The organism is Dokdonella sp. GW821-FHT11D02 (genome assembly GCF_058808595.1).
This window is the reverse complement of sequence record NZ_CM179520.1, coordinates 4,727,250-4,753,606: the sequence shown is the minus strand read 5'-3', so window position 1 is coordinate 4,753,606 and position 26,357 is coordinate 4,727,250. Positions and strand designations below refer to the sequence as shown.

The window sequence follows — 26,357 nt, the reverse complement described above, 5'->3', positions numbered from 1 at the left end:
CCGTTCATGGCCGACCACCAGGATCTCGTCACGCTGCTGCGTGCGCGTACGCCGTTGTTGTGCATCGATTCCGTCGCCGAGGCGCGCGTGATCGAGGGCTTTCGTCAGGCGATCGCGCAGTCGTTGCGCCCGTTGTACCGCTGGAGCATTACCGACGGCTTGCAGCGCATCGACCTCGACAGCGAGGAGGAGCGCGACACGCCGCCGGATGCGAGTCTGATGCTGCAGTGGATCAAGCAGCAGCGCACGCCCAGCGTCTATCTGCTGCTCGATTTCCAGCCCTACCTGCGCTACCCGATGACCTTGCGCCTGTTGCGCGAGATCGTGCAGCGGCAGGACTGCGCCGAGCACACTCTGGTTTTGGTCGGCACCGATTACGAACTGCCGCCAGAACTCGAGGCGGCGGCGACACATTTCCAGTTCGCGCCGCCCGATGCGAAGGCGCTGGCCGACCTCGTGCGCGCCGAAGCGTTCGCCTATTCGCGCGAGCACGACGGCCGCCGCGTGGTGGTCGACGCCGAAGCGGTGCGCGCGATCGTGCGCAACCTGCAAGGGCTCGATCTGGACGAGGCGCGCCGCATCGTGCGCAAGCTGATCTACGACGACGGTGCACTGACTGCCGCAGACCTGCCCGAACTGGCGCGCGCCAAGGCGGCCTTGCTCGATCGCGACGGCGTGCTGCATTTCGAGTACGAGACCGCGCGCTTCGCCGATGTCGCCGGCCTCGCGCGGCTCAAGCGCTGGATCGCGCAGCGCAAAGGCGCGTTTCTCGGCGAGAAGCGGCCGCTCAAGCTCGATCCGCCCAAGGGCGTCTTGCTGCTCGGCGTGCAAGGCTGCGGCAAGAGCTTGGCGGCGAAGGCGATCGCCGGCGGTTTCGCGGTGCCGCTGCTGCGGCTCGACGTCGGCACGCTGTACAACAAGTTTCACGGCGAAACCGAGCGCAACTTGCGCGAGACGCTGAAGAACGCCGAGCTGCTGGCGCCGTGCGTATTGTGGATCGACGAGATCGAGAAGGCGCTGGCCGGCGGCGGCGACGCCGACGACGGTGTCTCGCGTCGCGTGATGGGATACCTCTTGACCTGGATGGCCGAACGCAAGGCGCCGGTGTTCCTGGTCGCCACCGCGAACGACGTGCAGGCGTTGCCGGCGGAGCTGCTGCGCAAGGGCCGTTTCGACGAAATCTTCTTCGTCGACCTGCCGGACGCGGCGACGCGCGCGGAAATCTTTCGCCTGCATCTGCAGCGGCGCGAGCTGCAAGCGGCTGATTACGATGTCGACGCGCTCGCCGCGGCGACCGACGGCTATTCCGGCGCCGAGATCGAACAGATCGTCGTCGCGGCGCTGTACGCCTCCGACGGCCGCACCGCGCCGACGCAAGAGCAGCTGTTGACCGAAGCGCGTGCGACGCGGCCGTTGTCGGTGCTGATGGCCGAGCGCGTGGCGGCGTTGCGCGAATGGGCGCGCAGCCGCACGGTACCGGCGGATTGACCGCGCTCGTCAGCTCCGAATCTACGCAACCCACCATTTCATACCGCGCTGCGGACGCGGCAAAACCTCGAGGAAATGTTCGATGAGCAAGTCGGAATCGGAACCGCCCGCCAAGGTGAAACAGCCGCCGGTGTTGTTCAGCCGCACGCAGGAGGCGCTCAAGAACCTATCGACTCGTTTGGGCGGCGCGGTCATCAGCTACTGGAACAATCCGCGCGGCTCGGTCTGCCATGCCGACGTGGTCGTGCTGTACGAACTGCTCGAGCGGCTGGGCCGGCAGGAGACGATCTACCTGTTCCTGAAATCCGACGGCGGCCACGGCCAGGTCTCGTTGCGGCTGGTCAGCCTGCTGCGCCAGTACTGCTCCAACCTGATCGCGCTGGTGCCGCTGGAATGCGCATCGGCCGCGACCATGATCGCGCTCGGCGCGAGCGAGATCCGGATGGGGCCGACGGCGTATCTGACCGCGGTCGACACCTCGCTCAATCATCCGCTGTCGCCGCTCGATCGCGACAACGAGCGGGTCAGCGTGAGTCTGGACGAAGTCAATCGCGTGATCCGGCTGTGGCAGGAGCAGCAATCGGGCAGTGCCGAGAATCCGTACAAGAAACTGTTCGAGTACGTCCATCCGCTGGTGATCGGCGCGGTCGATCGCGCCGAATCGCTGTCGCTGATGATCTGCCGCGAACTGCTGTTGCACCACATCTCCGACGAGTCGAAGGTCGACCGCATCGCCAGCACGCTCAACTCCAAGTACCCCTCGCACAACTATCCAGTGCTGTTGGCCGAGGCGCAGAAAATGGGGCTGAACGCGGTGGCGCTCGACCAGGACGTCAACGCATTGCTGCTCGAACTCAACCGCCTGTACAGCGAGATGGGACAGAAGGCGACCACCGACTTCGACGAGATTCGCGCGCACGGCAACGAGATCCTCAACATCCTCGAAACCGGCGGCCTGCAGATCTACTTCCAGCAGGACAAGGACTGGTTCTACCGCGCCGAAGAGCGCCGCTGGGTGACGATGAACGACCACAGCAGCTGGCGCCGCATCGAAGACGTCGAGGGCAAGCTGAAGAAGAGCGTGATGCACGTCGCCTGAAACCTGCGGCCATGGATGGCCGCTTTCGGACGATCCGCTACATCCCGGCACGCGCGTTCAAGCGTCGAGGTGGCGGCGGACCTGCAGCGAGATGTAATCCTCGGCGTAGCTGCGCAGCGCGAAGCCGCTGAGGAAGCCGCAGTGGCCGCCGTGCGGTGCGATGTCGAGCTCGACTTGCGGCGACAGGCGCAGGGCGCGGAAGTCGGCGATCGGAATCACCGGATCGTCGGCAGCGGTCAGGATGCTGGCCGGCACGCTCAACGCGGCCAGCGCGTCGCCGGCGATCGAGTAGCCGTCGAGGTAGTTTTCGAGCGAGCCGAACTCGGTGTGACGCATCACCATCGCGCGCGTCAGGTCGCGCAGGTTGCCGCCGAGTTCGCCCGGCGTGAACAGCTCCGCTTCCGGAAACAGCGCTTGCTTGCGCCGCAGCGAGCTGCGCCATTTGTGCAAGAAATAGCGCTCGTAGAAGCGCGGCCCGCCTTCGAGTGCGTACAGGCCGGCGCGCGGACTGACCACCGGGCACACCGCCACCGCGTAGCGCAGCGCGATACCGGCGGCCGGCGCGCGCAACGCGACGCGCAGCGCGAAATTGCCGCCGAGCGAATAGCCGGCGAGGGCGAGCGGCGAGTGCGGAAAGCGCCGGCCGATTTCGGCGACGGCGCCGACCACTTCGTCGAGGCGGCAGGAATGGAACAGTTCGCGATTGAGATGGTGGGTGTCGCCGTGATCGCGGAAGTTCAGGCGGAACACGTCGAAGCCTTCGCCGAGCAGGCGTTCGCCGGTGCGCAGCATGTAGGTCGAACGCGTGCTGCCTTCCCAGCCGTGCAGCAGCACGACCAGGCCGCGCGCCTGCGCGAGCGCGCTCTGCGCGGTGTGAAATCCTTGCAGGCGCACGCCGTCGCCGCAGTCGAGCACGTGTTCGCTCGCGCCCACTTCGAGCGCGCCGCTGCGACGCGCGAGCCAGCGTCGCGGCCCGGTCGAAGCGAGGATCGATTGCAGGTGCGGATTGCGCAGCGCGCGCGAAGGACGGAAATCGGAGGCGCGTACGGCCGTCGTCATCGAGATGCCGTTCGCGCCGCGCGTCTCATTCATCGCCGTAGCCGAGCAGCCTGACGATGCGTGCGCGGCTCTCCTCCGCCATGCGCCGACGCGCATCCGGCGTCGGCTCGACCGCTTGCAGGTAGTGGATCTCGGCATCCAGCCGCGGCCCGCCGAGGATGCGCCAGAAGTTGCCGAAGAAACTCTCCTTGGCGCCGAACGGCACGCCCGGATCCTGGCGCGAATCGAGGCCGTAGCGCAGCGCAACCGGTTGCACCGGCACGGCGGCGTCGAGCGCGGTCTGGAAGATGCGCGCGTGGAACGTGCCGACGCGATCGCCGTGGCCGCTGCCGCCTTCAGGGAATACGCCGACGCCGTTGCCCGCGCGCAGGCGTTCGACCACGCTGCTCATCACGGTCGCGAGCGAGTCGGTGCTGCCGCGGCGGTGAAAGATGGTGCCGGCGCGCGCGGCGAGCCAGCCGACGAAGGGCCAGCCGGCGATCTCGCTCTTGGCGACGAAGTTGATCGGCCGCTGGCTGTGCATCAGTTCGATGTCGAGCCAGGAGATGTGATTGGCGACGTACAGCACCGCGCCCGGCAGCGGCTCGCCGAAACGGCGGATGCGGAAGCCGAAGATGCGCACCAGCCGCCCCGACCACCAGCGGATCATCGAGCGTTCGAAGGTATCGCTACCGACCCGCAGGCGCGCGGCGAGCGGGTTCAGCGCGAGCAGGGCGAGCGGGACCGCGATCAGGCCGTGCAGCACGAGCTGCGGGATGCGGACCAGATAGCGCAGCGGGCGCAAGCGGTCGGCCGGGGACGGAGTGGCGGTGGATTCGGCAGGCGCGTTCATCGGGATCGCCATGGTAGCGGAAGAATGACGCGCCGCCGCATTTCGCCTCGATCAATCGTCCTGCAGTCGCGCCGCCGCCTCGGCCAGATCGTTCAGATGCTGCTCCCACCAGCGCGCCTCGCCGACGTAGGCGAACGCGCGCGGGAAGGCCGGGTCGTGCCAGCGCGCGGCGACCCAGCCGGCCCAGTGCACTTGGCGCAGCACACGCAAAGGTTCGATCAACGCGAGCTCGCGCGGGTCGAAGTCGCGGAATTCGGCATAGCCTTCGAGCAGGGCGTCGAGCGCGCGTTCGGACGGCGCCAGCATCCACAGGTCCTGCACCGCGGGGCCGCTGCGCGCGTCGTCGAGATCGACGAAGTGCGGGCCCGCATCGGTCCACAACACGTTGCCGGAATGGCAGTCGCCGTGCAGACGCAGCCGAGCAGGTTCGGCCGCGGCGAAGCGCGCATCCGCCAGCATGGCGATCGCGTCGGTGCGCGTGCGATAGGTCTCGGCGAGGCGCTCGGGCAACAGGCCCGAAGCCAGCGTCGCGCGGGCGGCGGCGCGGATGAAGGTGTCGGTGTCGATCGTGCCGCGCTCGCGGAAGCGTGTGCGCGCGCCGATGCCGTGCAGACGCGCGAGCAGACGTCCCATCCAGGCCAGGTGCTCGGTCGATTCGAGCTCCGGCGCACGGCCGCCGCGGCGCGGATAGAGCGCGTAGCGAAAGCCGGCATGGCGCAGCAGCGTCGTTCCACCGAGGCGCAACGGCGCAACCATCGGCAGTTCGGCCGCGGCGAGTTCGAGCGCGAAGGCGTGTTCCTCGGCGATCGCCGCATCGCTCCAGCGGCCGGGCCGGTAGAACTTGGCGACCAGGGGCGCTGCGTCTTCGAGGCCGACTTGGTAGACGCGGTTCTCGTAACTGGCCAGGGCGAGCAAGCGGCCGTCGCTGACGAAACCGGCGGCGTCGATCGCATCGAGCACCGTGTCGGGCGAAAGACCGGCGTAGGGCGTGTCGCTCGACTCGCTCACGCCGGTTTCGGGATCACGGCCAAGGTCAGCCGTGAGATGCAGACCAGCTTGCCGGCTTCGTCTTCGATGCGGATCTCCCACACCTGGGTCGCGCGGCCGAGGTGCAGCGGGCGCGCCGTGCCGGTGACGATGCCGTCGGTTTTGGCGCGCAGATGGTTGGCGTTGATGTCGAGCCCGACCACGATTTCGTTGCGCGCGGGATCGAGCACGAGCAGGCCGGCGAGGCTGCCCAGCGTTTCCGCCAGCGCGACCGAGGCGCCGCCGTGCAAGAGACCGTAAGGCTGGCGCGTGCGTGCGTCGACCGGCATGGTGCCGCGCAGGAAGTCGTCGCCGACTTCGACGATGCGCATGCCGAGATGCTCGACCATGCAGCCCTGGCCGACCGCATCCAGCTGCGCGTCGTCGATCGCGTGTTTCCAGATGCGCATGATGGGCTCCGCGAACTAGGCGCCGCACTATAGCAAGCGCCCGCAGCCGCCTTGCGATTCCCGCGCGGGCGGTGCATCGGCGACAATTCTCCGATGTCCTTCACCGTCACCTTGCAAGCGAGCGGCAAGCGTTTCGAAGTCCTCGCCGGCGAAACCGTGCTGGAAGCCGCGCGCCGCGCCGGTCTGGCCTTGCCTTATTCCTGTCTGGCCGGAGTCTGCGGCAGCTGCAAGGCGACCCTGATCGAGGGCGAGTGCAGTTACCCGCGCAATCCGCCGAGCGCGCTGAATGCGATCGAGCAGCTGCGCCATCAGGCCTTGCTGTGCCAGGCCGTGCCGCTGACGGATCTGTTGATCGCGGCGCGCGAGGTCGCTTCGGTCGCCGACATTCCGCGGCGGCGCCTCACGTTGGAACTGATCGAGAAGGCCGTGCTCGGCCTCGACATCGTCAAGCTCAGCCTGCGCGCTGTCGACGGCACGCGCTTGCGCCGCCTGCCGGGCCAATACCTCGACGTGCTGCTCGAGGACGGCAAACGGCGTGCGTTCTCGATCGCCAACGCGCCTGCGCTCGGGCTGCCGGCGGACGACACGATCGAACTGCACGTGCGCCACGTCGCCGGCGGCGGCTTCACCTCCTACGTGTACGAGCAGATGCGGCCGGGGGAGCAGTTGCACATCGAAGGGCCGCTCGGCACCTTCGTGCCGCGCGAGGACAGCGAGCGGCCGTTGCTGTTCGTCGCCGGCGGCACCGGCTTCGCGCCGGTGAAGGCCTTGATCGAGCACTTCTTGCACTTGGGCACGCGCCGGCCGATCGCCCTTTATTGGGGCGCGCGCGTGGCCGCGGATCTGTACCTGAGCCAACTGCCCGAACGCTGGGCGCGCGACGTTGCCGGATTCCGCTACGTCCCTGTGCTGTCCGATGATCGTGCCGGCGGCCACCGCGCCGGCTTCGTGCACGAGGTCGTGCTGGAAGACCAGCCCGATCTCGGCGCCTTCGATCTGTACATGAGCGGGCCGCCGACGATGATCGACGCCGGCCGCCGCGCCTTCGTGCAGGCCGGCTTGCCGGAGGACCGCTTGTATTACGATTCGTTCGACTATGCGCCGGATGTGATCGCGAAGATTCTCGGCGGCCGCGCCGGTCTGGACGGCTGGTAGACTCGCGCCGCGACTCGATATTCGCGTGTGGTCTTTTCCTGCAGAGGTTCGCCATGCGTCTCCGTGTTCTGCTGCTCCTGTTTCTCCTGTTCGCAGCGCCCAGCGCATTCGCCATGCGTTGCGGCAACCGCGTCGTCAACGAAGGCCTGCGCGACTTCCAAGTCAGCGAACGCTGCGGCCAGCCGTTCTGGACCGACCGCTACACCAACGTCGACATCATCGGCGCCTACGGTCCGCTCGAGCATCAGCGCACGGTGCAGTACGACGTCTGGTACTACAACTTCGGGCCGCGCCAGTTCATGCGCAAATTCCTGTTCCGCGACGGTGAGCTGCTGAGCGAGGAAACGCTCGGCTACGGCGTCGACGAAATCGGCGGCGATTGCAATCCGATGCGCGACTACGCCGGCTTCAGTGCCGGCGAGCTGTATGCGCGCTGCGGCGAACCGGCTTCGCGCCGGGTCGAGAACGACACTTTGGTGCGACGTCCGGTGCCCGGCGTGGAGCGCTGGCGCGATCTGCGCCGCGAGGAATGGGTGTACGACTTCGGCGACTCGCGGTTCCTGCGCGTGGTGCGGCTGGTCAACGGGCGCGTCGACGGCACCGACACTTTGTCGCGCTGAAACGCCCGCCCTCGATTGAGCTCGAAGGCGGGCGCTGGCGGCTTCAGCAATCGAAGCCGTGGTTCGTGCGGTAGTACTCCACCTGCTCCTTCGGCATCTTCTTGAACAACACGCAGACGGTGTAGCTGCCGACTTGGCGGCCGTTCTTGGTGTAGCCCCAGTCGGAAATCTCCGCGCGCGAGAACTCGATCTCTTCGCCGGCCTCGACGTTGGAGACGATTTGCGGTTCGTTCGCCAAGGTGCCCTTGAAGCCCTTGCCGACGACCTGGAAGGGGGTCACCCAGAAATGCTCGGTGTCTTCGCCGTCGCGCACCATCACCTTCAACTTGAAGCCGGAGGTGCCGGCCGGCGGATTGGCGGCGATCGCGAGGAATTCGTCGAGCTTGGCGCGGGCTTGCTTGATCGCCGCGGCCATCTGCGCATCGTCGTTGTCGACCAGCACGACTTCGCTCTCGTTGCGCTTGCTCGTGTCCGGCTTGCTCTCGCTCGGCTTGCCGGCGGCGAAGGCGGACAGCGAAACCGCCGCGCCCAGCATCAGCGCGGTGGCGCTCACGTACTTGTTCATCGTTGGTATCCCCTTGTGGTTATTTCACGGCCGGCAAGCGCGGCACGCCGTGTTCGCTACGTTCTTCGAACGCGATCGGGCGCAAATCCAGCGCATTCCGTTCGATGCGTGGGGCGACCGGCGTACTCGCCTCGCCACGCGTGACGTGCAAGGCGTTCGCATAGCACTGGCTCGCCGCGGCGAGATCGCCTTCGCCCTTGCGGCAGTCGCCGAGCGCCTCCCAGGCGGACGGTGTCGCGGCCAGACCGAGCGCACGTTCGAGCGCTTCCTCGGCTTTGGGCCATTGCTCCTGCTGGACGTAAAGACGGCCGATCGTGGTCAGCAGGGCGGGGCTGTTGGGCGCCACGCCGAGCCAGCCCTCGGCTTTGCGCGTACGCGCCGGCAGCTCGTTCGGGCCGAGTTCGGCGTACGCAGCGGCGAGGTCTTCGTTCCATTCGCGCCGCAGCGCCGATTCGATCTCGTCCATCGCGGCGAGCGTCTGACCGAGCGCGGCCGAGCGTCGCGCGAACGCGGCGACCAGTTCGGCGCGGCGGCGCTGCGCGCGCGTCGCGCCGCTCCACAGGGCGTTCAGCCGTGCCGTATCCGGCGCAGCGGCGAGTGCGGCGCCGAGTACGCGCGTCTCCAGCGCGGCTTGCGCCTGCGGCGTCAGCGATTGGCTCTTGGCGAACGCCGGCAGCGCATCGAGTGCGGCTTGGATGTCGCCGCTGGCGAGCGCGGCGTCGATCAGCGCGCGCCGGCTGCGCAGCGAAAGGCCGTTGGCAGCTTTCGATTTCAACAGCGCGAGCGCGTCGGCGGGGCGGTCGCGTTCGAGCAGGAAGCGCGCACGCAAGGCATCGGCGGCGCGCTCGCCGCCGGGACCAACTTCCGACAGCGCCTGCTCGGCGCGCTCGTTCTCGCCGCGTTCGTGCGCGGCGCGCGCGAGCACCAGCAGGGCCGGCGTGCGGAACGCGGCTTGGTTGGTCACCTTGCCGAGTTCACGCTCGGCCTGCGCGTAATCGCCCTCGGCGAATGCGGTGAGGCCGCCGGCGAGACGTTCGCGGCCGCGTCGGCGCACGGCGCGGCCCCAGGCGCGGAATGGGAAGCGCAATAGCCACCAAAGCACCGACACGGCCGCCCAGAGCAGGATCAGCAGGGCCAGCGCGGCGACCACGCTGGTTTCGATCGTGGTGCCGCGCAAGCGCACTTGCACGTAGCCCGGATCGGCCGCCAGCCAATGCCAGGCGAACGCGGCGAGGGCGGCGACCAGCAACAGAATCGTGATCGTGCGCCACGCCTTCATGACGTCGCTCCGCGATCGGGCGTCACGCTCGGCGGCGCCGCCGCCGGCGGATGCGACAGCGTGCGCGTCGCGCGCAGGTTGCGCAGTTCCTTCAGCGCGCTACCGAGTTCCGGCAAGGCCGGCGCCAGCGGCTGCGCAGCGAGGCGGTCAAGTGCGGCCAGCGCGTCCTTGGTCGGCGCCGCGTTCGCATCGAAGCCGGCGACGAGGCCGTCGCGCGCGCGCTTGAGCGCATCGGCATAACCAGCGGCGTCGCCCGCGAGCAAGGACGCTTCCGCGGCGCGCAAGTCGAGCGCGGTCAGCGAGCGGGTCAGGCCGATGTCGCGTGCTGCATTCGCAGCGTCTTCGCTATGGCTGACGCGCACGAACTGAGCCAGGAAACCCTGCCAGCCCGAACTCGGTTCGGCCGCGGCAGCGGTTTCCTTGGCCAAGGTCGGCAATTGCCCGCGCAGGCGCTCGAGTGCGGCGAGGGTCGCCTGACGTTCGAGCGGTTTGCTCGCTTCCAGCGCTTGCCGCTCGGCACCGATGGTTTGCCGCACCGAGGCGAAGACCGGATCTTCCGCCGCCGCCAGCGCCGAATCGGCCAGCCGATAGGCGGCGATCGCGGCCTGTGCGTCGTGGAACAGCGCGAGGCGTTCCTGCGCCAGCTGCAACAGGAATTCGGCTTCGTTCATCGCCAGCGCGTCGCGTCCGCTCATGCGCTGCTCGGCCAGATTGGCGACCGCGTCTTCGAGATGTCGCGAACGTTCGCCGAGGCCGAGCAGTTCTTCGCGCACGCTCTTGTTGACGCCGTCGGCGTCGGTCAAGCGCGCGCGCAAGCCGTCGAATTCGCGTTTGCGTTGCTCGGTGCCGCGCGCAAGTTCGTCGACGCGTGCTTGCAAGTCGCCGCGCAGAGCGGCCTGCGCATCGGCCTGCCCTTGCTTGAGCGAATAGGCGAACCACAAAGCAGCGCCGGCGGCCGCCAGCGCGAGCAGAGAGATCAGGATGGCCAAGCCGCCGCCGCGTCGCGCCGGGGCCGTCGCAGCGGCGCGCGATTCCGAAGCGGGCCGGGTGGGCTCGGCGGCGGGCGTGGGCGACGCGGTTTCGGTGTCCTCGCTCATGCGGCCATGCTAGCCGAACTGCGTGGCGAGGGCAGCCACGAAAACGCATCGTCCTGTCACAAGCGGTGTCGCGCCAAGGCCTTCCGCGCAGCCTCCAGCAGATCCGCTGGCAAGGCCGACGCGGCTACGCGCACCTCCTCGAACGCATGCGCACGCGCCAGCGCGGCGAGCCGATCGCTGCTGACGACGAGGATCTGCGCGCGCAAGCGTGCCAGTGCGGCGGTCGGAAGGCGCGCGACCAGATGATTCAGCGTCTCGCCGCTGGAGATCAGGGTCAGCAGCGGGTCGGGGGCGAGCGCGAGCCGATCGAGCGTGCGTTGCGTCCAGCGCGGCGGCACGCGCTGGTAGACGTGGATGGGTTCGATGTCGGCGCCGCGTGCGCGCAATGTCGTCTCGATCAGATCGCGTCCGCCCGGCGCACCGACCAATCCGATGCGCCGGCCGTGCACCTGCGCGAGTTCGGGCAGCGCGAGCAGGCCCTCGCTGTCGGCGCGCTGCGGGGCGACGCTGGCGAGGCCGTGTCGTGCGAGTGCGCGTTGCGTGCTGGTGCCGATGGCGCAAAGAAAGGCCTGCTCGGGAATCGGCAACGACGAGGCGCCTGCGAGTGCATAGCGCACGGCAGCGGGGCTGGTGAAGATCAAGCCGTCCAATCCGCCGACGCGCGTACGTGCAGAAGCGAGCATTTCCTCCGTAGCCGCGCGCAACGAAAGGCCGGGCAGGCGAATCGGAGCGCCGCGGAGAAGCCGGATCCGCCGCGTCAGTGTCGCCGCCGACGATGCCGGCCGTGTTACGACGACGGTGGCGCCGGCGAAGGGCGCATGCGAAGCGATGGCGGAGAGTCTGCTACCGCTCATGTTGCTGGTGCATGCCGCGGATGAGATGCTTTTGCCGAGGGATCAGGCAAGGAACCGCTCGGGGAGACCATGGTGAAGCATTTGCTCGGTGTGTCGTTGATGGCATGGCTGTCGCTCGGATGGCTCGGTGCGCCTGCGGCCGCAGCTCCCGTAGAGGCCACCATAGCCGATCGCGCGTCCGCGATCTCGGCGCTGCGCAGCGTCGCCGTACGTAGCTATGCGGCAGCGAAGAATATCGAGCTGACGGAGACTTCGGTTGTCACGCGGAACCTGGCGATAGAGTTGCGGCGAACTCTCGATGCGATCGAACGCGACGCGCGCGTACACGGCTTCGCCGACGAAGTTGTGTTTGCTCGCAAATCGCAGCAAGTGCGTCGCTTGGTCGAGAATCTCGAGCGCGCGCAATCAGCGGCGCCGCAAGCGCGATCTTCGACCCCGGTACCTCGGCAACTGCAGGCCGAACGGCGAATCCCGGTGGCCGACTTGCGAACGCAGGGCGGAACTTGCGCGTCCGCGTCGAGCTTGCGGCCGGGCTACGAATTGGACGCGCAGCTCGCGCCGGCTGGCCGCCCCGGATCGGAGCTGTGGCTGCGCTTTCGGCCAGAAGACGCGAAATTCCTGCGACTCACTACCGCGGCATCGCCGCTCGATACCGAGCTGACTCTGTTCAAAGACGGCTGCCCGCAAGCCGATGCCGAGGCGGTTGCGCGCAACGACGATGCGTTCGGTCTCGCTGCGGGATTGGTCATCGAGGCCGGCGCTCCGCGCGAGACGTGGTTCGCGCGAGTGCGCAACAGCGGCGATGCCGGCGCAGTGGCCGTAGCGTTGGAGGCGACGGCGGTGATTCGCGGTCGCATCAGCGACCAGCGCAACAATGCGGGCATTGCGAGTTTCGTTCAGCCGTTCGGTCGGCCTGGAAGCACGGGCCAGGGAGCATGGAGTGGCAACGACGGTCGCTACGTGCTGGCAGTCGAGCCCGGCGCCTACTATGTCTATGCCAGCTCGACATCGGACAACTACGTCAGCGAACTGTACCCGGACGCGCCTTGCGTATCCGCGATTTTCGAGAGAATTGAAGACTGCATCGGCCGCGGCGCGCAGCTGGTGACCGTGGCAGCGGATGGAATCGTCGATGGCATCGACATAGCACTCAATATCGGCGGTCGCATCGCCGGCACGATTCGCGATCGGACGACATTCGCTCCGATCGTCGATGCATCAGTGACCCTTTATGGGAAGGATGGTACATGGTTGCCACAAGGCAACCTGAGGACCGATGCGGCTGGGCGATACCTGGTCAGCGGTTTGCTGACCGGCAACTACTTTCTGCTGGCCAGTGCCAATCCCTACGGAAGTCAAAATTGGCGTCATCAGGACTGCCACGGGCCGGTATTGCAGGACTGCTCGCCGTTGACTGGAACCCCAATCGCAGTCGAGCGTGATCGGCTGACTGGCGGAATCGACTTCGATCTACCCCGCCAGGCTTCGATCCGTGGATCCGCCAGCGCACCGACGGCTACCACGGAAAATCCGCTGTATTGGAACTTGACCATCTTCGACGGTAACGGCAACAGCGTGTCCGGAGCTTCCGGCTCGTCCAACGCGGACATCGTCAGCGGACCGCTCGCAGCAGGAACTTACTACGCGACGGCAGACGCATTCGGATACGTTTCGCAATGGTGGAATGGCGTGGCTTGCTTGCCGGACTGCATGTCGACTCGCGGCCTAGCGGTGCCGGTGACCGTCGGCGGTGGCGAGCAAGCTGAGCTGAGCTTTTCCTTCAAACCGCTGTTGACGGTATCTGGCCGCGTGACGGATGCCGTCACGCAAGAGCCTTTGAAGGAGGCTGAGGTCTCATTGATACCTGTGTCCGGAAGTGGCTTTGCTGCAGAAATTTCCTGGACGACGAGCGATGGTAGGTATGTCATAAGCCGCGTCGTCCCTGGTCGTTACTACGTAGGAGTGCGTAGCGCGACACATCTGGACGCGGTCTATCCGCAAGTCCCCTGCCAGGCCGAGTTCTTCCAGTGCGATTTGAGTGCGGCCGTGGCCGTCGAGCCATCGTATCCGGACGGCAATGTCGCTGGCATCGATCTCGCGTTGACGCCGGGGGGCACAATCTCCGGACGGGTCGCTCTGCGCGTGCCCGATGGTGTCGATCCCCTGCCGTCTCCGTTTGCATCGGTGACGATCGTCGACGGTCAGAACCGGACGGTAGCGATGGCGTCGTCGTCGACCGAGGGGCGTTACACGGCGGTCGATTTACTGCCCGGTACCTACTACGCCAAAGCGATGTCCAACGAGACCTTCGCGCAGATCTATGCAGGCATCGATTGCGAGGATGAAAACAACTGCCGTGCGACTCAAGGAACACCCCTGATCGTGGGCCAGAGCGAGCAGTTGGACGGGATCGACTTCGACGTCTTTCCCACCGATTACATCTTCGGTCGCGTCGTCGACGACAGCGGACAGCCGGTGCAGGGTGTCGTGATCGATTTGTGGGACAGCAACAGCGATCAACATGTGGGAATGGGCCGAAGCAATGCCGAGGGTTACTACGCCGCAGAGAGCGAATGGGGCGGCTTTCCAGGGCGAGTCTTCCGTGCCTCCACCGACGTCGGCGCCGCCGACTACGACGACCAGTTGTACGACGGCGTCGCCTGTCCCATCGGGTCGGTCTATGTCGGCCTCTGCTCGATCGACGACGGCTCGCCGATCGCGGCGCCGGTGAGGCCGGAATTCTCGGTCGCGAATTTCGTGCTGCACGGTCCGCGCAGCCATACGCTGTTTCGTGACGGCTTCGATCCATGAGCGTCGAGAAAAAACCAGATCGTCGGGCGGCTTCGATGAGGACGCTCGCATCGAGCTGCGTCGTTGCTACGGCGATCGAGGCTAACGCACCCGTGGGTGCACGAGGCGGCTCATCAAAATCTGCAACCTAAGCTTTTCGCGAGGAAGCGCTTGTCCAAGCCATCAGTCAGCCGCACCCCCTACACGCTCGGCGACGCGCTGCAAGCGCACGTCCAAGTCGTGCGCGCGACCGCCGCCGATACCGAGCGCCTGCTGCACGGCAGCGGTGAATTGAAGTTCGGCCAGGGCATGATCGCGACCATCGTCGCGCTTGCGCTCGGTTTTCTGTGCCTGCTCGGCGTGCTCGCGTTCCATTTTCCCGAGTACCTGACCACGCCCGAGTTGCGCCGGCAGTATTCGGTCGATGTTCTGCGCCAGGCGATGTTCGTCGCGTTGCTGATCGCGGGCGGCCTCTCGCTGGCGAATCTGATCCTCGGCGTGCGCCGCAATCTGAACCTGCTGGCGTTCGCGCTCGTCCTCGTCGCGGTCGCGTTCGGCGGCTCGCGCGTGCCGGTCGGCGATTTTCCGGATCACACGCCCTATATCGGGCTGGATTGGTTCATCCTCGACCTGCTCGGCTCGACTCTTCTGTTCATTGCGATCGAGAAGCTGTTTCCGCTGTATCGCGGCCAGGCTGTGTTCCGGCGCGAATGGCAGACCGATCTGAAGCACTTCGCGGTCAATCATTTCCTGGTCGGGGTGATCCTGTTCACGGTGAACTTCGTCATCCATCACGGCTTCGCCTGGCTGGTCAGCCACGATTTCCAGCTCGCCGTGCAGCGCATCTGGTTCGTGCCGCAGTTGCTGTTGTGCATCCTGGTCGCCGATCTGGCGCAGTACTGGACGCATCGCGCGTATCACGAGATTCCATTCCTGTGGCGCTTCCACGCCGTGCATCACAGCGCGAAGACGATGGACTGGTTGGCCGGTTCGCGGCAGCACATGCTGGAGATCGTCGCCACGCGCGTGTGCGTGCTGGCGCCGCTGTTCGTGCTCGGTTTCAGCGAGGCGGTCATCAACGCCTACATCCTGATCGTCGGCTTCCAGGCCGTACTCAATCACGCCAACGTGCATCTGCCGTGGGGGCCGTTGAAGTACTTGATCGTGACGCCGGATTTCCATCATTGGCACCATGCTTCCGACGACGAGGCGATCGACCGCAACTACGCTGCGCACTACGCGTTCCTCGATCATCTGTTCGGCACCGCGGTAAAGGTGCCTGCGCACAAGCCGCTGCCGGCCAAGTACGGCGTGGTCGGCGACTACATGCCGGACGGCTGGGTCGCGCAGCAGACGTTTCCGTTCCGCGCCAAGCCGGCCGCGGACGGCTAGCCGGCGCGAAACTCCAGCGTGGCGCCGACCGCGCGTTTCCAGCCGGCATACAGCGCTTCGCGTTGCGCTGCCGGCAGGCGCGGTTCGAAGCGGCGTTCGACCTGCCATTGGCGCGCGATTTCCTCGCGGCTGCTCCAGTAGCCCACCGCGAGGCCAGCGAGATAGGCGGCGCCGAGCGCGGTGGTCTCGACCGTGCGCGGCCGCTCCAGTGGCACGCCGAGGATGTCGCTCTGGAACTGCGCGAGGAAGTCGTTGGTGATCGCGCCGCCGTCGGCACGCAGCGTGCTCAACTCGATGCCGGCGTCGGCCTGCATCGCGGCGAGCACATCGCGCGTCTGGTAGGCCATCGATTCGAGTGCGGCGCGCACCAGCTGTTCGCGGCCGACGCCGCGGGTCAGGCCGAAGATCGCGCCGCGCACGTCGCTGCGCCAGTACGGCGCGCCGAGGCCGACGAAGGCCGGCACGACGTAGACGCCGTCGCTGGAGTCGACGCGCGTCGCCAGCGCTTCCGAGTCGGCGGCGCGGTCGAACAGGCGCAAGCCGTCGCGCAGCCATTGCACGACCGAGCCGGCGACGAAGATCGAGCCTTCGAGCGCGTACTCGACCTTGCCGTCCAAGCCCCAGGCGATCGTCGTCAACAAGCCGTTGTCCGAGGCGACCGCCTCGCTGCCGGTGTGCATCAGCATGAAGCAGCCGGTGCCGTAGGTGTTCTTGGCCATGCCGGGCGCGAAGCAAGCCTGGCCGAACAGCGCCGCTTGCTGGTCGCCGGCGACGCCGCAGACCGGCACTTCGCGGCCGCCGAAGAGCTGCGGCGTGTGGCCGTAGACCTCGCTGCACGAACGCACCTCGGGCAGCATCGAGCGCGGCACGTCGAGCATGCGCAGCAGCTCATCGTCCCAAGCCAGCGTGTGGATGTTGAACATCAGTGTGCGCGAGGCGTTGCTGTAGTCGGTGACGTGCGCCTTGCCGCGGGTCAGGTTCCAGATCAGCCAGGTGTCGACGGTGCCGAACAAGAGCTCGCCGCACTCGGCGCGGGCGCGCGCGCCTTCGACGTGATCGAGAATCCATTTGACCTTGGTGCCGGAGAAGTACGGATCGATCAAGAGGCCGGTGCGCTCGCGCACCAAGGCGCCGTAGCCGTCTGCTTGCAGACGGTCGCAGATCTCCTGGCTCTGACGCGACTGCCAGACGATCGCATCGTGCACCGGACGACCGCTGCGGCGATCCCATACCAGGGTGGTCTCGCGTTGGTTGGTGATGCCGATGCCGGCGATGCGGTCGGCGCCGATGCGTGCTTTCGTCACCGCTTCGGTGGCGCTGGTCAGCGCGCTGGCGAGGATCGCCTGCGGATCGTGCTCGACCCAGCCGGGGTGCGGAAAGCGCTGCTCGAATTCGTGTTGCGCGCTGCCGACGACGCGGCCGGCGCGGTCGAACAGCATCGCGCGCGAACTGGTCGTGCCTTGATCGATCGCGAGGATGTAGGTGTCCATGCCGTCGCTCGTTGCTTGGTCAGGAAAGCGCGCGGCGGCGCGTGGATGCGCTCGTGCGCACGTAAGCGTCGAGCTGCTCGACTTGCGCCGCGCTCACGTCCAAGCCGAGTTTCGAGCGTCGCCACAGAATGTCTTGCGTCGTGCGTGCCCACTCGTGCGCGACCAGATAGTCCACCTCGTTGGCGTGCAAGCCGGCGCCGAAATGCTCGCCGAGATCGGACAGCCGGCGCGCGCCATTGAGCACCGTCGACGCACGCGTGCCGTAGCTGTGCGCGAGGCGCGCGGCGATTTCCCGTGGCAGCCAGTCATTGGCGCCGCAGAAATCGCGCTCGAAGCGTTCGAAGTCGGCATCGGGCAGATCGCCGCCGGGCAGCGTTGCACCGCGGCCGGTCCAGGCCGGCCGTGCGTGGCCGAACCACGGAGCGAGGCGGTCGAGCGCTTCTTCGGCGAGCTTGCGATGCGTGGTGATCTTGCCGCCGAACACGTTGAGCAGCGGCGCGGCCTGATCGCGATCGAGCTGCAGCAGATAGTCGCGACTGGCTTCCTGCGCGCTTTCGCCGTCCTCGGCCAAGATCGGGCGCACGCCGGCATAGGACCAGACCACGTCCGCCGGCGCGATCGGGCGCCGGAAGTAGCGGTTGATCGCTGCGCAAAGATAGGCCGTCTCGTTCGCGTCGATCGCGGCGGCGGCGGGATCGCCCTCGCCGTAGTCGACGTCGGTCGTGCCGATCAGGGTGAATCGCTGATGGAACGGAATCGCGAACACGATGCGCCGGTCGGGCTGCTGGAACATGTAGGCGCTGGCGTGCTCGTACAGCCTCGGCACGACGATGTGGCTGCCCTTGATCAGGCGCAGCGACGGATGCGGCGGCACCGGCGTGACCTCGCCGAGAAAGCGCGCGGCCCAGGGTCCGGTTGCGTTGACCAGGGCGCGTGCGCGCAGTTCGCGCCGAGTGCCGTCGGGGCGTTGCAGGCGCACGTGCCAGAGGCCGTCCACGCGCGCGGCGCCTTCGCAGCGCGTGCGCGTGAGAATCTCGGCGCCGCGTTCGCTCGCGTCCAGCGCGCACAAGAGGGTCAGGCGTGAATCGTCGGTTTCCAGGTCGGAATACAGAAAACCGCGGCTGAATTCCTCTTGCAGCGGCGCACCCGCTTCGTGGCGGCGCAGGTCGATGCGGCGTGATTGCAGGATGTGGCTGGCCTGGCGGCGGCCGAGGTGGTCGTACAGAAACAAGCCGGCACGGATCAGCCAGGCCGGCCGCAGATGCGGCTGGTGCGGCAATACGAAGCGCAGCGGCCGCACGATATGCGGCGCGCTCGCCAACAGCACATCGCGTTCGGCCAGAGCCTTGGCAACCAGGCCGAATTCGTATTGTTCGAGATAGCGCAGGCCGCCGTGGATCAGCTTGGTGCTCGCGCTCGAGGTGTGCGCGGCGAGGTCGTCCTGCTCGACCAGCACGACCGACAAACCGCGGCCGGACGCGTCGCGCGCGATGCCCGCGCCGTTGATACCGCCGCCGACGACGAGCAGATCGCAGGGGGCCTCGGGGTCGTGGGCAGCGGTCACGGTGTCCTCATGATCGGTGGCGAAGTCTAGGGGGTTTCGTTGCCGCCGAGTGTCGGCCCGGGACGTCCCGGGCGCCGCAACCGGGGGAAATCCGGGCTGCTGCTACAATTCCGCTCTTGCCCAAGCCCCCTGACCGGTAGCCACCATGTCCGTCCCCGCCGCAGCGCTCGCGCCGTCGATCGACCGCGACTACACGCTCGAACACAAGTACACACGCACCGAAGGCCGCATTTATCTGTCCGGCGTGCAGGCGCTGGTGCGCTTGCCCTTGATGCAGCAGATGCGCGATCGCGCGGCCGGCGTCAATACGGCGGGCTTCATCTCCGGTTACCGCGGCTCGCCCTTGGGCGGCTTCGATCTCGAACTGTGGAAGGCGAAGAAGCATCTCAAAGCGTCCAGCATCGAATTCACTCCGGGCTTGAACGAAGACCTCGGCGCGACGATGGTCTGGGGCACGCAGCAGACGAACCTGTTCCCCGGCGCCAAGTACGACGGCGTGTTTTCGATGTGGTACGGCAAGGGTCCGGGCGTCGACCGCTGCGGCGACGTGTTCAAGCACGGCAACGCGGCCGGCACCTCCAGGCACGGCGGCGTGCTCGCGCTCGCAGCCGACGACCACGCCTGCCGCTCTTCGACCTTGCCGCACGGTTCGGAACTCGAATTCGTCAGCGCGATGATGCCGGTGCTGAACCCGGCCGGCGTGCAGGACATTCTCGACATGGGCCTGCTCGGCTGGGCGATGTCGCGCTTCACCGGACGCTGGGTCGGCTTCAAGACGATCGCCGAAACGGTCGAGTCATCGGCTTCGGTCAACGTCAATCCGCATCAGCTCGACATCGTGCTGCCGGAAGATTTCGCGCTGCCCGAAGGCGGTCTCAACATCCGCTGGCCCGATCCGCCGCTGAACCAGGAAATGCGCCTGCACCGCTACGCCGTGCAAGCGGCCTGCGCGTTCGCGCGCGCGAACAAGATCGACCGCGTCGTGATCGATTCGCCGAACGCGCGCCTCGGCCTGGTCACCACCGGCAAGAGCTACCTCGACGTGTTGCAGGCGCTGGAGTACCTCGGCATCAGCGAGGCGGACGCGCGCGCGATCGGCATCCGCGTTTACAAGGTCGGCATGACCTGGCCGCTCGAGCCGGTCGGCATCCGCGAGTTCGCGCGCGGCCTCGAAGACATCGTGGTGGTCGAGGAAAAGCGCTCCTTCATCGAATCGCAGATGAAGGAATACATGTACAACTGGCCGGAGGCGCGCCGTCCGCACGTGGTCGGCAAGTACGACGAGGCCGGCAACTGGATTCTGCCGTCGACCAACGAGCTGACCCCGGCGATGATCGCGCTGGTCATCGCCAAGCGCCTGTCGCGCTTCTTCACCAGCGAGGCGATCGCCTCGCGCGTGGCCTGGATCGAGGCGAAGGAAAAGGAACTGACCCTGCCGCGCGCGAATTTCCCGCGTGCCGCGCACTACTGCTCGGGCTGTCCGCACAACACCTCGACCAAGGTGCCGGAAGGCTCGCGCGGCCTCGGCGGCATCGGCTGCCACTACATGGTCACGTGGATGGACCGCCGCACCGACACCTTCACCCAGATGGGCGGCGAAGGCGTGACCTGGTGCGGGCAGGCGCCGTTCACCGAAACCAAGCACGTGTTCCAGAACCTCGGCGACGGCACCTACTTCCACTCCGGTTCGCTGGCGATCCGCCAGTCGATCGCGGCCAAGGTCAACATCACCTACAAAATTCTCTATAACGACGCGGTCGCGATGACCGGCGGCCAGCCGGTCGACGGCACTCTGACCGTGCCGGACATCGCACATCAAGTGCGCAGCGAAGGCGTGCAGACGATCATCGTCGTCAGCGACGACATCGCGAAGTGGTCCAAGCCCGAACTCTTCCCGACCGGCGTCGAATTCCTGCATCGCGACGAGCTCGATGCGGTGCAGAAGCGCATGCGCGAGATCGAGGGCGTCAGCGTCCTGATCTACGACCAGACCTGCGCCACCGAGAAGCGCCGCCGCCGCAAGCGCGGCAAGATGGAAGACCCGAAGAAGCGCCTGTTCATCAATTCGCTGGTGTGCGAAGGCTGCGGCGATTGCGGCGAGAAGTCGTTCTGCGTCTCGGTGCTGCCGAAGGAAACCGAGTACGGCCGCAAGCGCGAGATCGATCAGTCCAACTGCAACAAGGACTACTCCTGCGCCAAGGGCTTCTGCCCGAGCTTCGTCTCGGTGGTCGGCGGCGGCATCAAGAAGAAGAAAGGCAAGGCGGAGGTGGATTTCGCCACGCTGCCGCAGCCGGTCTTCGCGACCGACCTCGCGCAGCCGTGGAACATCCTCGTCACCGGCATCGGCGGCACCGGCGTCGTCACCATCGGCGCGCTGATCGGCATGGCGGCGCATCTGGAAGGCAAGGGCGGCACCGTGCTCGACCAGACCGGCCTGGCGCAGAAAGGCGGCGCGGTGACCTGTCATCTGCGCATCGCAGCGCAGCCTTCCGACATTCACGCTGTGCGTATCGCCGCCGGCGAGGCGGATCTGGTGATCGGCTGCGACATCGTGGTGGTCAACGACTACTGGGCGCTGTCGAAGATCCGCGCCGGCCGCTCGCGCGTCGTACTGAACACCTACGAGGCGATGCCGGGCACCTTCACGATGAAGCCGGACATGCAGTTCCCGGCGCAACAGATCATCGACGCGGTGAAGACCGCACTCGACGGCGGCGCGCCGGAGCTGGTCGACGCGACCGAACTGGCTACCGCCCTGCTTGGCGACACCATCGCCGCCAACCTGTTCATGCTCGGCTACGCCTGGCAGAAGGGTTGGGTGCCGTTGTCGCACGACGCCCTGATGCGCGCGATCGAGCTCAACGGTGCGGCGATCGACATGAACAAGGCGGCGTTCAATTGGGGACGCCTCGCCGCGCACGATCCGGTGCAGGTGCGCAAGGCCGCCGGCTTGCCCAATCCGCATACGCCGTCGGGTGCGATTCCGCTCGCGCTGCCTGTACGCCGCGCGACGGCGAACGGCAACGCCGCTGCGCTCGACGACGCGACCGTGAGCGTCTCGCTCGACGAACGCATCGCGCGCCGCGTCGCATTCCTGACCGATTACCAGGACGCCGGCTACGCAGCGAAGTATCGAGCCCTGGTCGACAAGGTGCGCGCCGCGGAAGCTTCGAAGACGCCGGGTCGCAGCGGCTTGAGCGAAGCGGTCGCGCGCTATGCATTCAAGCTGATGGCGTACAAGGACGAGTACGAGGTTGCGCGCCTGTACACCAGCGGCGACTTCGAACAGCAGATCAAGAACACCTTCGACGGCGACTACAAGCTGCGCTTCAATCTGGCGCCGCCGCTGTTCGCCAAGCGCGACGCTGACGGCAATCTGAAGAAGGCCGAGTACGGTCCGTGGGTGTTCGGCGCGTTCAAGCTGCTGGCCAAGCTGCGCTTCCTGCGCGGCGGCGCGCTCGACGTGTTCGGCTACACCGCCGAGCGCAAGATGGAGCGCCAATTGATTGCCGACTACGGCAAGACGATCGACGAGCTCTTGGCCGGCTTGCACGGCGACAACCAAGCGCTCGCAGTCGAAATCGCCTCGGTGCCCGAGCACATCCGCGGCTACGGACACGTCAAGGAGCGCCACTTCGCCAATGCGATGAAGCGGCAGGACGATCTGCTGGCGGCTTGGCGCAATCCGATCGAGAGTCGAGTGGCGGCTTGATCGACGAGAAAGGTCGGAAGTATCTATTCATCGAGCGGTGGAATGCAGGTCGGTACTCCGGAAAATATTCCATATCTAATTGATTATGATTGATTAAATAGCTTGCTGGTCATCCGGCTCGCTTGACTATCTATTCATAAATCTATTCAATTCGCGCCATGGACGAGGTCCGTTGGAGCGCCGTCGAGACCCTGTTGCGCCGCCGCGGCGTGCTGCCGGCGGCGGCGATCGCAACGGAGCTGGGGATCAGCCAGCCCACCGTTTCGCGCCTGCTCGGTCAGGCCGGCGAGCGCATCGTGCGGATCGGCCGTGCGCGCGCCGCGCGCTACGCGCTCGCGCACGAGATCGCTCGCCAAGGCAGCCACTGGTCGCTGTATCGCATCGATGCGCAGGCGCGCGCCGATCGGGTGGGCGAGTTGCACGCTCTGCACGGCGACGGCTTTTACTTCGAGCCGAGCGGTTCGCGGCCGGCTCTGACCGAGGGCGACTTTGCGACCGGCCTGTATCCCGGATTGCCGTGGTTTCTCGATGACCAGCGGCCGCAAGGGTTTCTCGGCCGCAGCTTCGCGCGCCGCATCGCCGCCGACATCGGTGCGTCCGACGACATCGCGCTTTGGAGCGGCGACGACGTCGCGCTGGCTCTCCTCTTGTACGGCGACGATCTTCCCGGCGACCTCGTGCTCGGCACCGCGTCGCTGCAACGCGCATTGCACGCGATCCTCGATCCCGTCGATGCAATTCCTGCGCGCGAGCGCGAAACGCGTTATCCCACGCTGGCCGAGGCGGCCGTGAGCGGCGCAGCGGTCGGTTCTTCGGCCGGTGGCGAGCAGCCGAAATTCGCGATCAGCGTGCGCACGGACGGCGGCTTGCTTGCGGTCATCGTCAAGTTCAGCGATCGCCTCGACACGCCGGCCGGGCGGCGTTGGGGCGATCTGTTGATCGGCGAGCATCACGCCGGCGCGATCTTGCGCGAGCATGGTTTGCCGGCGGCGCAAAGCGAGCTGGTCGAAGCCGGCAATCGCGTGTTCCTGCAATCGGCGCGTTTCGATCGCACGCCAGCGCTCGGCCGCCACGGTCTCGTCTCACTGGCCGCGCTCGACGCGGCCTATTACGGCCACGGCCGACTCGATTGGTGGCGTTTCGCGCCGCAACTGCAACGCGACGGTTGGCTCGATGCCGAGGATGCGCACCGTCTGCGCGTGGTTTCTTGGTATGGCGCGCTGATCGGCAACACCGACATGCACCTTGGCAATACCTCGTTGCGCTTGCGCGATCAGCGGCCGCTGCCACTGGCGCCGGTGTACGACATGTTGCCTATGCGCTTCCGGCCGGCGGTCAGCGGCGAAGTGGTCGAGCGCCGTTACGAGATCGCCTTGCCGGCGCCGGAAAACGCAGCCGACTGGCGCGAGGCGGCGCCGATGGCGCGCGCGTTCTGGCAGCGCTTCGCAGCCGACGCACGCGTTTCCGCCGTGCTGCGCGCGGTCGCGGTCGATGCCGACGCGGCCATCGCGCGCGCGGCGACGCATCTTTCGCTCTGAAACCCGGCGGCACGAAGGCGCCGCCGGCTGTCGTTATTGCTGCGGCTGTTCCTTCAACGCGATCGCGTTGATGCCGTTCTCGGCCAAGGATTTCTTCGCCGTCTCCAGTTCGCTCGCGCTGGCATAAGGGCCGAGCCGCACGCGGTGCCAGGTCTTGCCGTTGATCGTGACCGGCTGCACCTGCGCGCTGAAACCGGCGAGCGCGAGCTTGGCCTTGGCTTCGTCGGCGGCTTTCGGGTCCGGATAGGAGCTGGTCTGCAGCACGTAGCGACCGCCGCCGGCAGCGGCCGGCGTAGCCGAGGTCGGTGCACCCGGAGCGGTGGGGGTGGTCGGATTCGCGCGCGCTTGCTGCGCCTGCTTCTCGGCCTTGGCCTTGGCCGAGAGCTCGGCGTCCGGGATCACGACTTCGGCTTCGGGCAGAACCTGATAGAAATCGTAGTTCTTCTTCGGCGGCGGCTTCGCCTCGGCCACCGGCGTTTCGCTTTCGCGCGGCGCGGTCGCTTCGGGGTTCGGCTGCGGCAGGTTCTTCTTGCGCAGCAGCGGCGCCCAGTCCTTGCCAAGCACGACCAGCATCAGGCCGATGCCGAGCAGCATGCCGACCAGGACCCACAGCCACGCCGGCTTCTGCGCGCCATTGCCGCCGCGCGTCGCTTGGCGCCCGCTCTTCTTCGCTGCCATTACATGCTCTCCGGCGCCGAAACGCCCAACAGATTCAAGCCGTTCGCCAGCGCCTGGCGCGCCGCTGCGGCGAGTGCGAGGCGGGCGTCGCGCAGGTCGGCATCGTCGACGATGAACTGGCTGGAGTTGTACCAGCCGTGGAACGCCGCCGCGAGCTCGCGCAGGTAGTTCGCGACCAGATGCGGCTCGAGATTCGCGCCGGCCGCCTCGACCACTTCCGCATAGCGCGACAGTTCCACCATCACCAGCTGTTCGGCTTCGCCGTCCAGACGCGCAAGCCGGGCCAGGCCGTTGGCGCGATCCCAGACCAGGCCGCGCTCGCCGAGCTGGCGCATCACGCTGGCGACGCGCGCATGCGCGTACTGCACGTAGAAGACCGGATTGTCGTTGGTCTGCGCGCGCGCGAGATCGATGTCGAACACCAGCTGCGAATCGGATTTGCGCGCCGCCAGAAACCAGCGCGTCGCATCGCGACCGACTTCGTCGATCAGATCGCGCAGGGTGACGTAGCTGCCGGCGCGCTTGGACAGCTTCACTTCCTCGCCGCTGCGCATGACCGTGACCATCTGGTGCAGCACGTACTCGGGCCAGCCTTGCGGAATGCCGACGTCGAGCGCTTGCAGGCCCGCCTTCACGCGCATGAGGGTGCCGTGGTGGTCCGAACCCAGCTCGGTGATCGCGCGCTCGTAGCCGCGCTGCCACTTGCTGTAGTGGTAGGCGATGTCCGGCACGAAATAGGTGTAGCTGCCGTCGGACTTGCGCATCACGCGGTCTTTGTCGTCGCCGAAATCGGTGGTGCGCAGCCACAGCGCGCCGCCTTCCTCGTAGGTGTGGCCGTGTGCGACCAGCTCGCGCGCAGTGCGCTCGACCTGGCCGCCGCCGTACAGCGAGGATTCGAGGAAGTAGACGTCGAAGGCGACGCCGAACGCGGCCAAGTCGGCGTTCTGCTCGCGGCGCAAATAGGCGACCGCGAAGCGGCGGATCGCGTCGAGGTCGTCGGCGTCCTTCGCCGCGACCACGGTATGTCCTTCGATCTCGACACTGGCGCCGGCGAGATAGGCCTGTGCGACGTCCTTGATGTAGTCGCCGCGATAGCCGTCGGCCGGCCAAGCGGCGTCGTCGGGGCCTTGACCGCGCGCGCGCGCCTGCACCGACAGCGCGAGGTTGTCGATCTGCGCGCCGGCGTCGTTGTAGTAGAACTCGCGCATGACCTGCCAGCCGTTGGCGTCGAGCAGGCGCGCGAGGCAGTCGCCGATCGCCGCGCCGCGGCCGTGGCCGACGTGCAGGGGTCCGGTCGGATTGGCCGAAACGAACTCGACTCCGGCGGTGCGGCCGGCGCCGGCGTCGCCACGACCGTAAGCCGTGCCTTGTTCCAAGGCCGTGCGCACTTCGCGCTGATAGGCGGCAGGACTCAGGAAAAAGTTGATGAAGCCGGGGCCGGCAATCTCGACCTTGGATATCTCTTCGTGCGCCGGCAGCGCGGCGACGAGCGCGGCGGCGAGGTCGCGCGGCTTTTTGCCGGCCGACTTCGCCAAGAGCAGGGCGAGGTTGGTGGCGAAATCACCGTGCTCGCGGCTTTTCGTGCGCTCAATGACGAAGGCCGGTGCGGCGTCCGCCGGCAGCACGCCGGCCGCCACGAGCTGGCGCTGGGCATGGTGGATCGAGTCGAGCAGGAGTTCTTTCACGAAAGGAGCCGGCCGCAAAACGCG

Annotated in this window: 20 protein-coding genes; 8 read left to right on the top strand and 12 right to left on the bottom strand. The window is 67.0% G+C overall.

Annotated elements, in window-relative coordinates; genetic code table 11:
* Positions 1-6 precede the first annotated feature (6 nt).
* Together AC3QL3_RS20095 and AC3QL3_RS20090 are read left to right on the top strand one after the other, a co-directional pair.
* Complete coding sequence (locus tag AC3QL3_RS20095) at positions 7-1,488, top strand: AAA family ATPase (protein WP_492895889.1); 1,482 nt, start codon at positions 7-9, stop codon at positions 1,486-1,488.
* An 82-nt stretch (positions 1,489-1,570) separates the two neighbouring features.
* Positions 1,571-2,587, top strand: coding sequence for a hypothetical protein (locus AC3QL3_RS20090; RefSeq protein WP_492895888.1), 1,017 nt, complete (start codon positions 1,571-1,573; stop codon positions 2,585-2,587).
* A gap of 57 nt (positions 2,588-2,644) precedes the next feature.
* Here the strand turns inward: AC3QL3_RS20090 and AC3QL3_RS20085 are convergent, their stop codons facing one another.
* From AC3QL3_RS20085 to AC3QL3_RS20070, 4 genes are read right to left on the bottom strand one after another with little or no spacing between them, the layout of a single operon-like run.
* On the bottom strand, positions 2,645-3,679 hold the full coding sequence (locus tag AC3QL3_RS20085; RefSeq protein WP_492895887.1) for a YheT family hydrolase: 1,035 nt from the start codon (positions 3,677-3,679) through the stop codon (positions 2,645-2,647).
* Positions 3,672-4,478 (bottom strand): lysophospholipid acyltransferase family protein, encoded by an 807-nt coding sequence (locus AC3QL3_RS20080; RefSeq protein WP_492895886.1) that lies wholly within the window; start codon positions 4,476-4,478, stop codon positions 3,672-3,674. The genes AC3QL3_RS20085 and AC3QL3_RS20080 overlap by 8 nt, the downstream gene beginning before the upstream one ends.
* A gap of 51 nt (positions 4,479-4,529) precedes the next feature.
* Positions 4,530-5,486, bottom strand: coding sequence for a serine/threonine protein kinase (locus tag AC3QL3_RS20075; RefSeq protein ID WP_492895885.1), 957 nt, complete (start codon positions 5,484-5,486; stop codon positions 4,530-4,532).
* A complete protein-coding gene (locus AC3QL3_RS20070; protein ID WP_492895884.1) occupies positions 5,483-5,914 on the bottom strand; it encodes a hotdog fold thioesterase in 432 nt (143 codons plus the stop codon). Before AC3QL3_RS20070 ends, AC3QL3_RS20075 begins: the two co-directional genes overlap by 4 nt.
* A 93-nt stretch (positions 5,915-6,007) precedes the next feature.
* On the opposite strand from AC3QL3_RS20070, the gene AC3QL3_RS20065 reads away from it, so the two are divergent.
* Both AC3QL3_RS20065 and AC3QL3_RS20060 read left to right on the top strand, forming a co-directional pair.
* Positions 6,008-7,069: a 2Fe-2S iron-sulfur cluster-binding protein gene (locus AC3QL3_RS20065; protein WP_492895883.1), complete on the top strand. Its 1,062-nt coding sequence runs from the start codon at positions 6,008-6,010 to the stop codon at positions 7,067-7,069.
* Positions 7,070-7,122: 53 nt separating this feature from the next.
* Positions 7,123-7,689 carry a DUF2845 domain-containing protein gene (locus tag AC3QL3_RS20060; protein WP_492895882.1) on the top strand — a complete coding sequence of 189 codons (567 nt, stop codon included), beginning with the start codon at positions 7,123-7,125 and terminating at the stop codon, positions 7,687-7,689.
* 43 nt (positions 7,690-7,732) lie between these two features.
* Here the strand turns inward: AC3QL3_RS20060 and AC3QL3_RS20055 are convergent, their stop codons facing one another.
* From AC3QL3_RS20055 to AC3QL3_RS20040, 4 genes are read right to left on the bottom strand one after another with little or no spacing between them, the layout of a single operon-like run.
* Positions 7,733-8,254 carry a YegJ family protein gene (locus AC3QL3_RS20055; protein ID WP_492895881.1) on the bottom strand — a complete coding sequence of 174 codons (522 nt, stop codon included), beginning with the start codon at positions 8,252-8,254 and terminating at the stop codon, positions 7,733-7,735.
* A 19-nt stretch (positions 8,255-8,273) separates the two neighbouring features.
* The gene (locus AC3QL3_RS20050) at positions 8,274-9,533 is read right to left on the bottom strand and encodes a heme biosynthesis HemY N-terminal domain-containing protein (RefSeq protein WP_492895880.1); all 1,260 of its coding nucleotides are present in this window, start codon (positions 9,531-9,533) and stop codon (positions 8,274-8,276) included.
* The gene (locus tag AC3QL3_RS20045) at positions 9,530-10,630 is read right to left on the bottom strand and encodes a uroporphyrinogen-III C-methyltransferase (RefSeq protein ID WP_492895879.1); all 1,101 of its coding nucleotides are present in this window, start codon (positions 10,628-10,630) and stop codon (positions 9,530-9,532) included. The genes AC3QL3_RS20050 and AC3QL3_RS20045 overlap by 4 nt, the downstream gene beginning before the upstream one ends.
* A gap of 56 nt (positions 10,631-10,686) precedes the next feature.
* Positions 10,687-11,484 (bottom strand): uroporphyrinogen-III synthase, encoded by a 798-nt coding sequence (locus tag AC3QL3_RS20040; RefSeq protein ID WP_492895878.1) that lies wholly within the window; start codon positions 11,482-11,484, stop codon positions 10,687-10,689.
* A gap of 69 nt (positions 11,485-11,553) precedes the next feature.
* Between AC3QL3_RS20040 and AC3QL3_RS20035 the strand changes: the two genes are divergently transcribed.
* Together AC3QL3_RS20035 and AC3QL3_RS20030 are read left to right on the top strand one after the other, a co-directional pair.
* A complete protein-coding gene (locus tag AC3QL3_RS20035; RefSeq protein WP_492895877.1) occupies positions 11,554-14,295 on the top strand; it encodes a carboxypeptidase regulatory-like domain-containing protein in 2,742 nt (913 codons plus the stop codon).
* Positions 14,296-14,445: 150 nt separating this feature from the next.
* Complete coding sequence (locus AC3QL3_RS20030; RefSeq protein ID WP_492895876.1) at positions 14,446-15,666, top strand: sterol desaturase family protein; 1,221 nt, start codon at positions 14,446-14,448, stop codon at positions 15,664-15,666.
* Here AC3QL3_RS20030 and glpK read toward each other — a convergent pair.
* Both glpK and glpD read right to left on the bottom strand, forming a co-directional pair.
* Positions 15,663-17,156: a glycerol kinase GlpK gene (gene glpK / locus AC3QL3_RS20025; protein WP_492895875.1), complete on the bottom strand. Its 1,494-nt coding sequence runs from the start codon at positions 17,154-17,156 to the stop codon at positions 15,663-15,665. The genes AC3QL3_RS20030 and glpK overlap by 4 nt on opposite strands.
* A 19-nt stretch (positions 17,157-17,175) precedes the next feature.
* Positions 17,176-18,720 carry a glycerol-3-phosphate dehydrogenase gene (gene glpD / locus AC3QL3_RS20020; protein ID WP_492895874.1) on the bottom strand — a complete coding sequence of 515 codons (1,545 nt, stop codon included), beginning with the start codon at positions 18,718-18,720 and terminating at the stop codon, positions 17,176-17,178.
* Between the two features lie 145 nt (positions 18,721-18,865).
* On the opposite strand from glpD, the gene AC3QL3_RS20015 reads away from it, so the two are divergent.
* Positions 18,866-22,432, top strand: coding sequence for an indolepyruvate ferredoxin oxidoreductase family protein (locus AC3QL3_RS20015; RefSeq protein WP_492895873.1), 3,567 nt, complete (start codon positions 18,866-18,868; stop codon positions 22,430-22,432).
* 158 nt (positions 22,433-22,590) lie between these two features.
* Entirely contained in the window at positions 22,591-23,970 is a 1,380-nt protein-coding gene (yjjJ, locus tag AC3QL3_RS20010; RefSeq protein WP_492895872.1) for a type II toxin-antitoxin system HipA family toxin YjjJ, read from the top strand.
* 33 nt (positions 23,971-24,003) lie between these two features.
* Here the strand turns inward: yjjJ and AC3QL3_RS20005 are convergent, their stop codons facing one another.
* On the bottom strand, positions 24,004-24,648 hold the full coding sequence (locus AC3QL3_RS20005; protein ID WP_492895871.1) for an SPOR domain-containing protein: 645 nt from the start codon (positions 24,646-24,648) through the stop codon (positions 24,004-24,006).
* Positions 24,648-26,333, bottom strand: a complete 1,686-nt coding sequence (gene argS, locus AC3QL3_RS20000; protein ID WP_492895870.1) for an arginine--tRNA ligase — start codon at positions 26,331-26,333, stop codon at positions 24,648-24,650. Before argS ends, AC3QL3_RS20005 begins: the two co-directional genes overlap by 1 nt.
* Between the last annotated feature and the right edge of the window lie 24 nt (positions 26,334-26,357).

Excerpts from the sequence above, each read along its gene's own strand:
- AC3QL3_RS20095 (WP_492895889.1), top strand. The coding sequence starts at position 7 with ATGGCCGACCACCAGGATCTCGTCACGCTGCTGCGTGCGCGTACGCCG.
- AC3QL3_RS20090 (WP_492895888.1), top strand. The coding sequence starts at position 1,571 with ATGAGCAAGTCGGAATCGGAACCGCCCGCCAAGGTGAAACAGCCGCCG.
- AC3QL3_RS20085 (WP_492895887.1), bottom strand. The coding sequence starts at position 3,679 with ATGAATGAGACGCGCGGCGCGAACGGCATCTCGATGACGACGGCCGTA.
- AC3QL3_RS20080 (WP_492895886.1), bottom strand. The coding sequence starts at position 4,478 with ATGAACGCGCCTGCCGAATCCACCGCCACTCCGTCCCCGGCCGACCGC.
- AC3QL3_RS20070 (WP_492895884.1), bottom strand. The coding sequence starts at position 5,914 with ATGCGCATCTGGAAACACGCGATCGACGACGCGCAGCTGGATGCGGTC.
- AC3QL3_RS20065 (WP_492895883.1), top strand. The coding sequence starts at position 6,008 with ATGTCCTTCACCGTCACCTTGCAAGCGAGCGGCAAGCGTTTCGAAGTC.
- AC3QL3_RS20060 (WP_492895882.1), top strand. The coding sequence starts at position 7,123 with ATGCGTCTCCGTGTTCTGCTGCTCCTGTTTCTCCTGTTCGCAGCGCCC.
- AC3QL3_RS20055 (WP_492895881.1), bottom strand. The coding sequence starts at position 8,254 with ATGAACAAGTACGTGAGCGCCACCGCGCTGATGCTGGGCGCGGCGGTT.
- AC3QL3_RS20050 (WP_492895880.1), bottom strand. The coding sequence starts at position 9,533 with ATGAAGGCGTGGCGCACGATCACGATTCTGTTGCTGGTCGCCGCCCTC.
- AC3QL3_RS20045 (WP_492895879.1), bottom strand. The coding sequence starts at position 10,630 with ATGAGCGAGGACACCGAAACCGCGTCGCCCACGCCCGCCGCCGAGCCC.
- AC3QL3_RS20040 (WP_492895878.1), bottom strand. The coding sequence starts at position 11,484 with ATGAGCGGTAGCAGACTCTCCGCCATCGCTTCGCATGCGCCCTTCGCC.
- AC3QL3_RS20035 (WP_492895877.1), top strand. The coding sequence starts at position 11,554 with ATGGTGAAGCATTTGCTCGGTGTGTCGTTGATGGCATGGCTGTCGCTC.
- glpK (WP_492895875.1), bottom strand. The coding sequence starts at position 17,156 with ATGGACACCTACATCCTCGCGATCGATCAAGGCACGACCAGTTCGCGC.
- AC3QL3_RS20015 (WP_492895873.1), top strand. The coding sequence starts at position 18,866 with ATGTCCGTCCCCGCCGCAGCGCTCGCGCCGTCGATCGACCGCGACTAC.
- yjjJ (WP_492895872.1), top strand. The coding sequence starts at position 22,591 with ATGGACGAGGTCCGTTGGAGCGCCGTCGAGACCCTGTTGCGCCGCCGC.
- AC3QL3_RS20005 (WP_492895871.1), bottom strand. The coding sequence starts at position 24,648 with ATGGCAGCGAAGAAGAGCGGGCGCCAAGCGACGCGCGGCGGCAATGGC.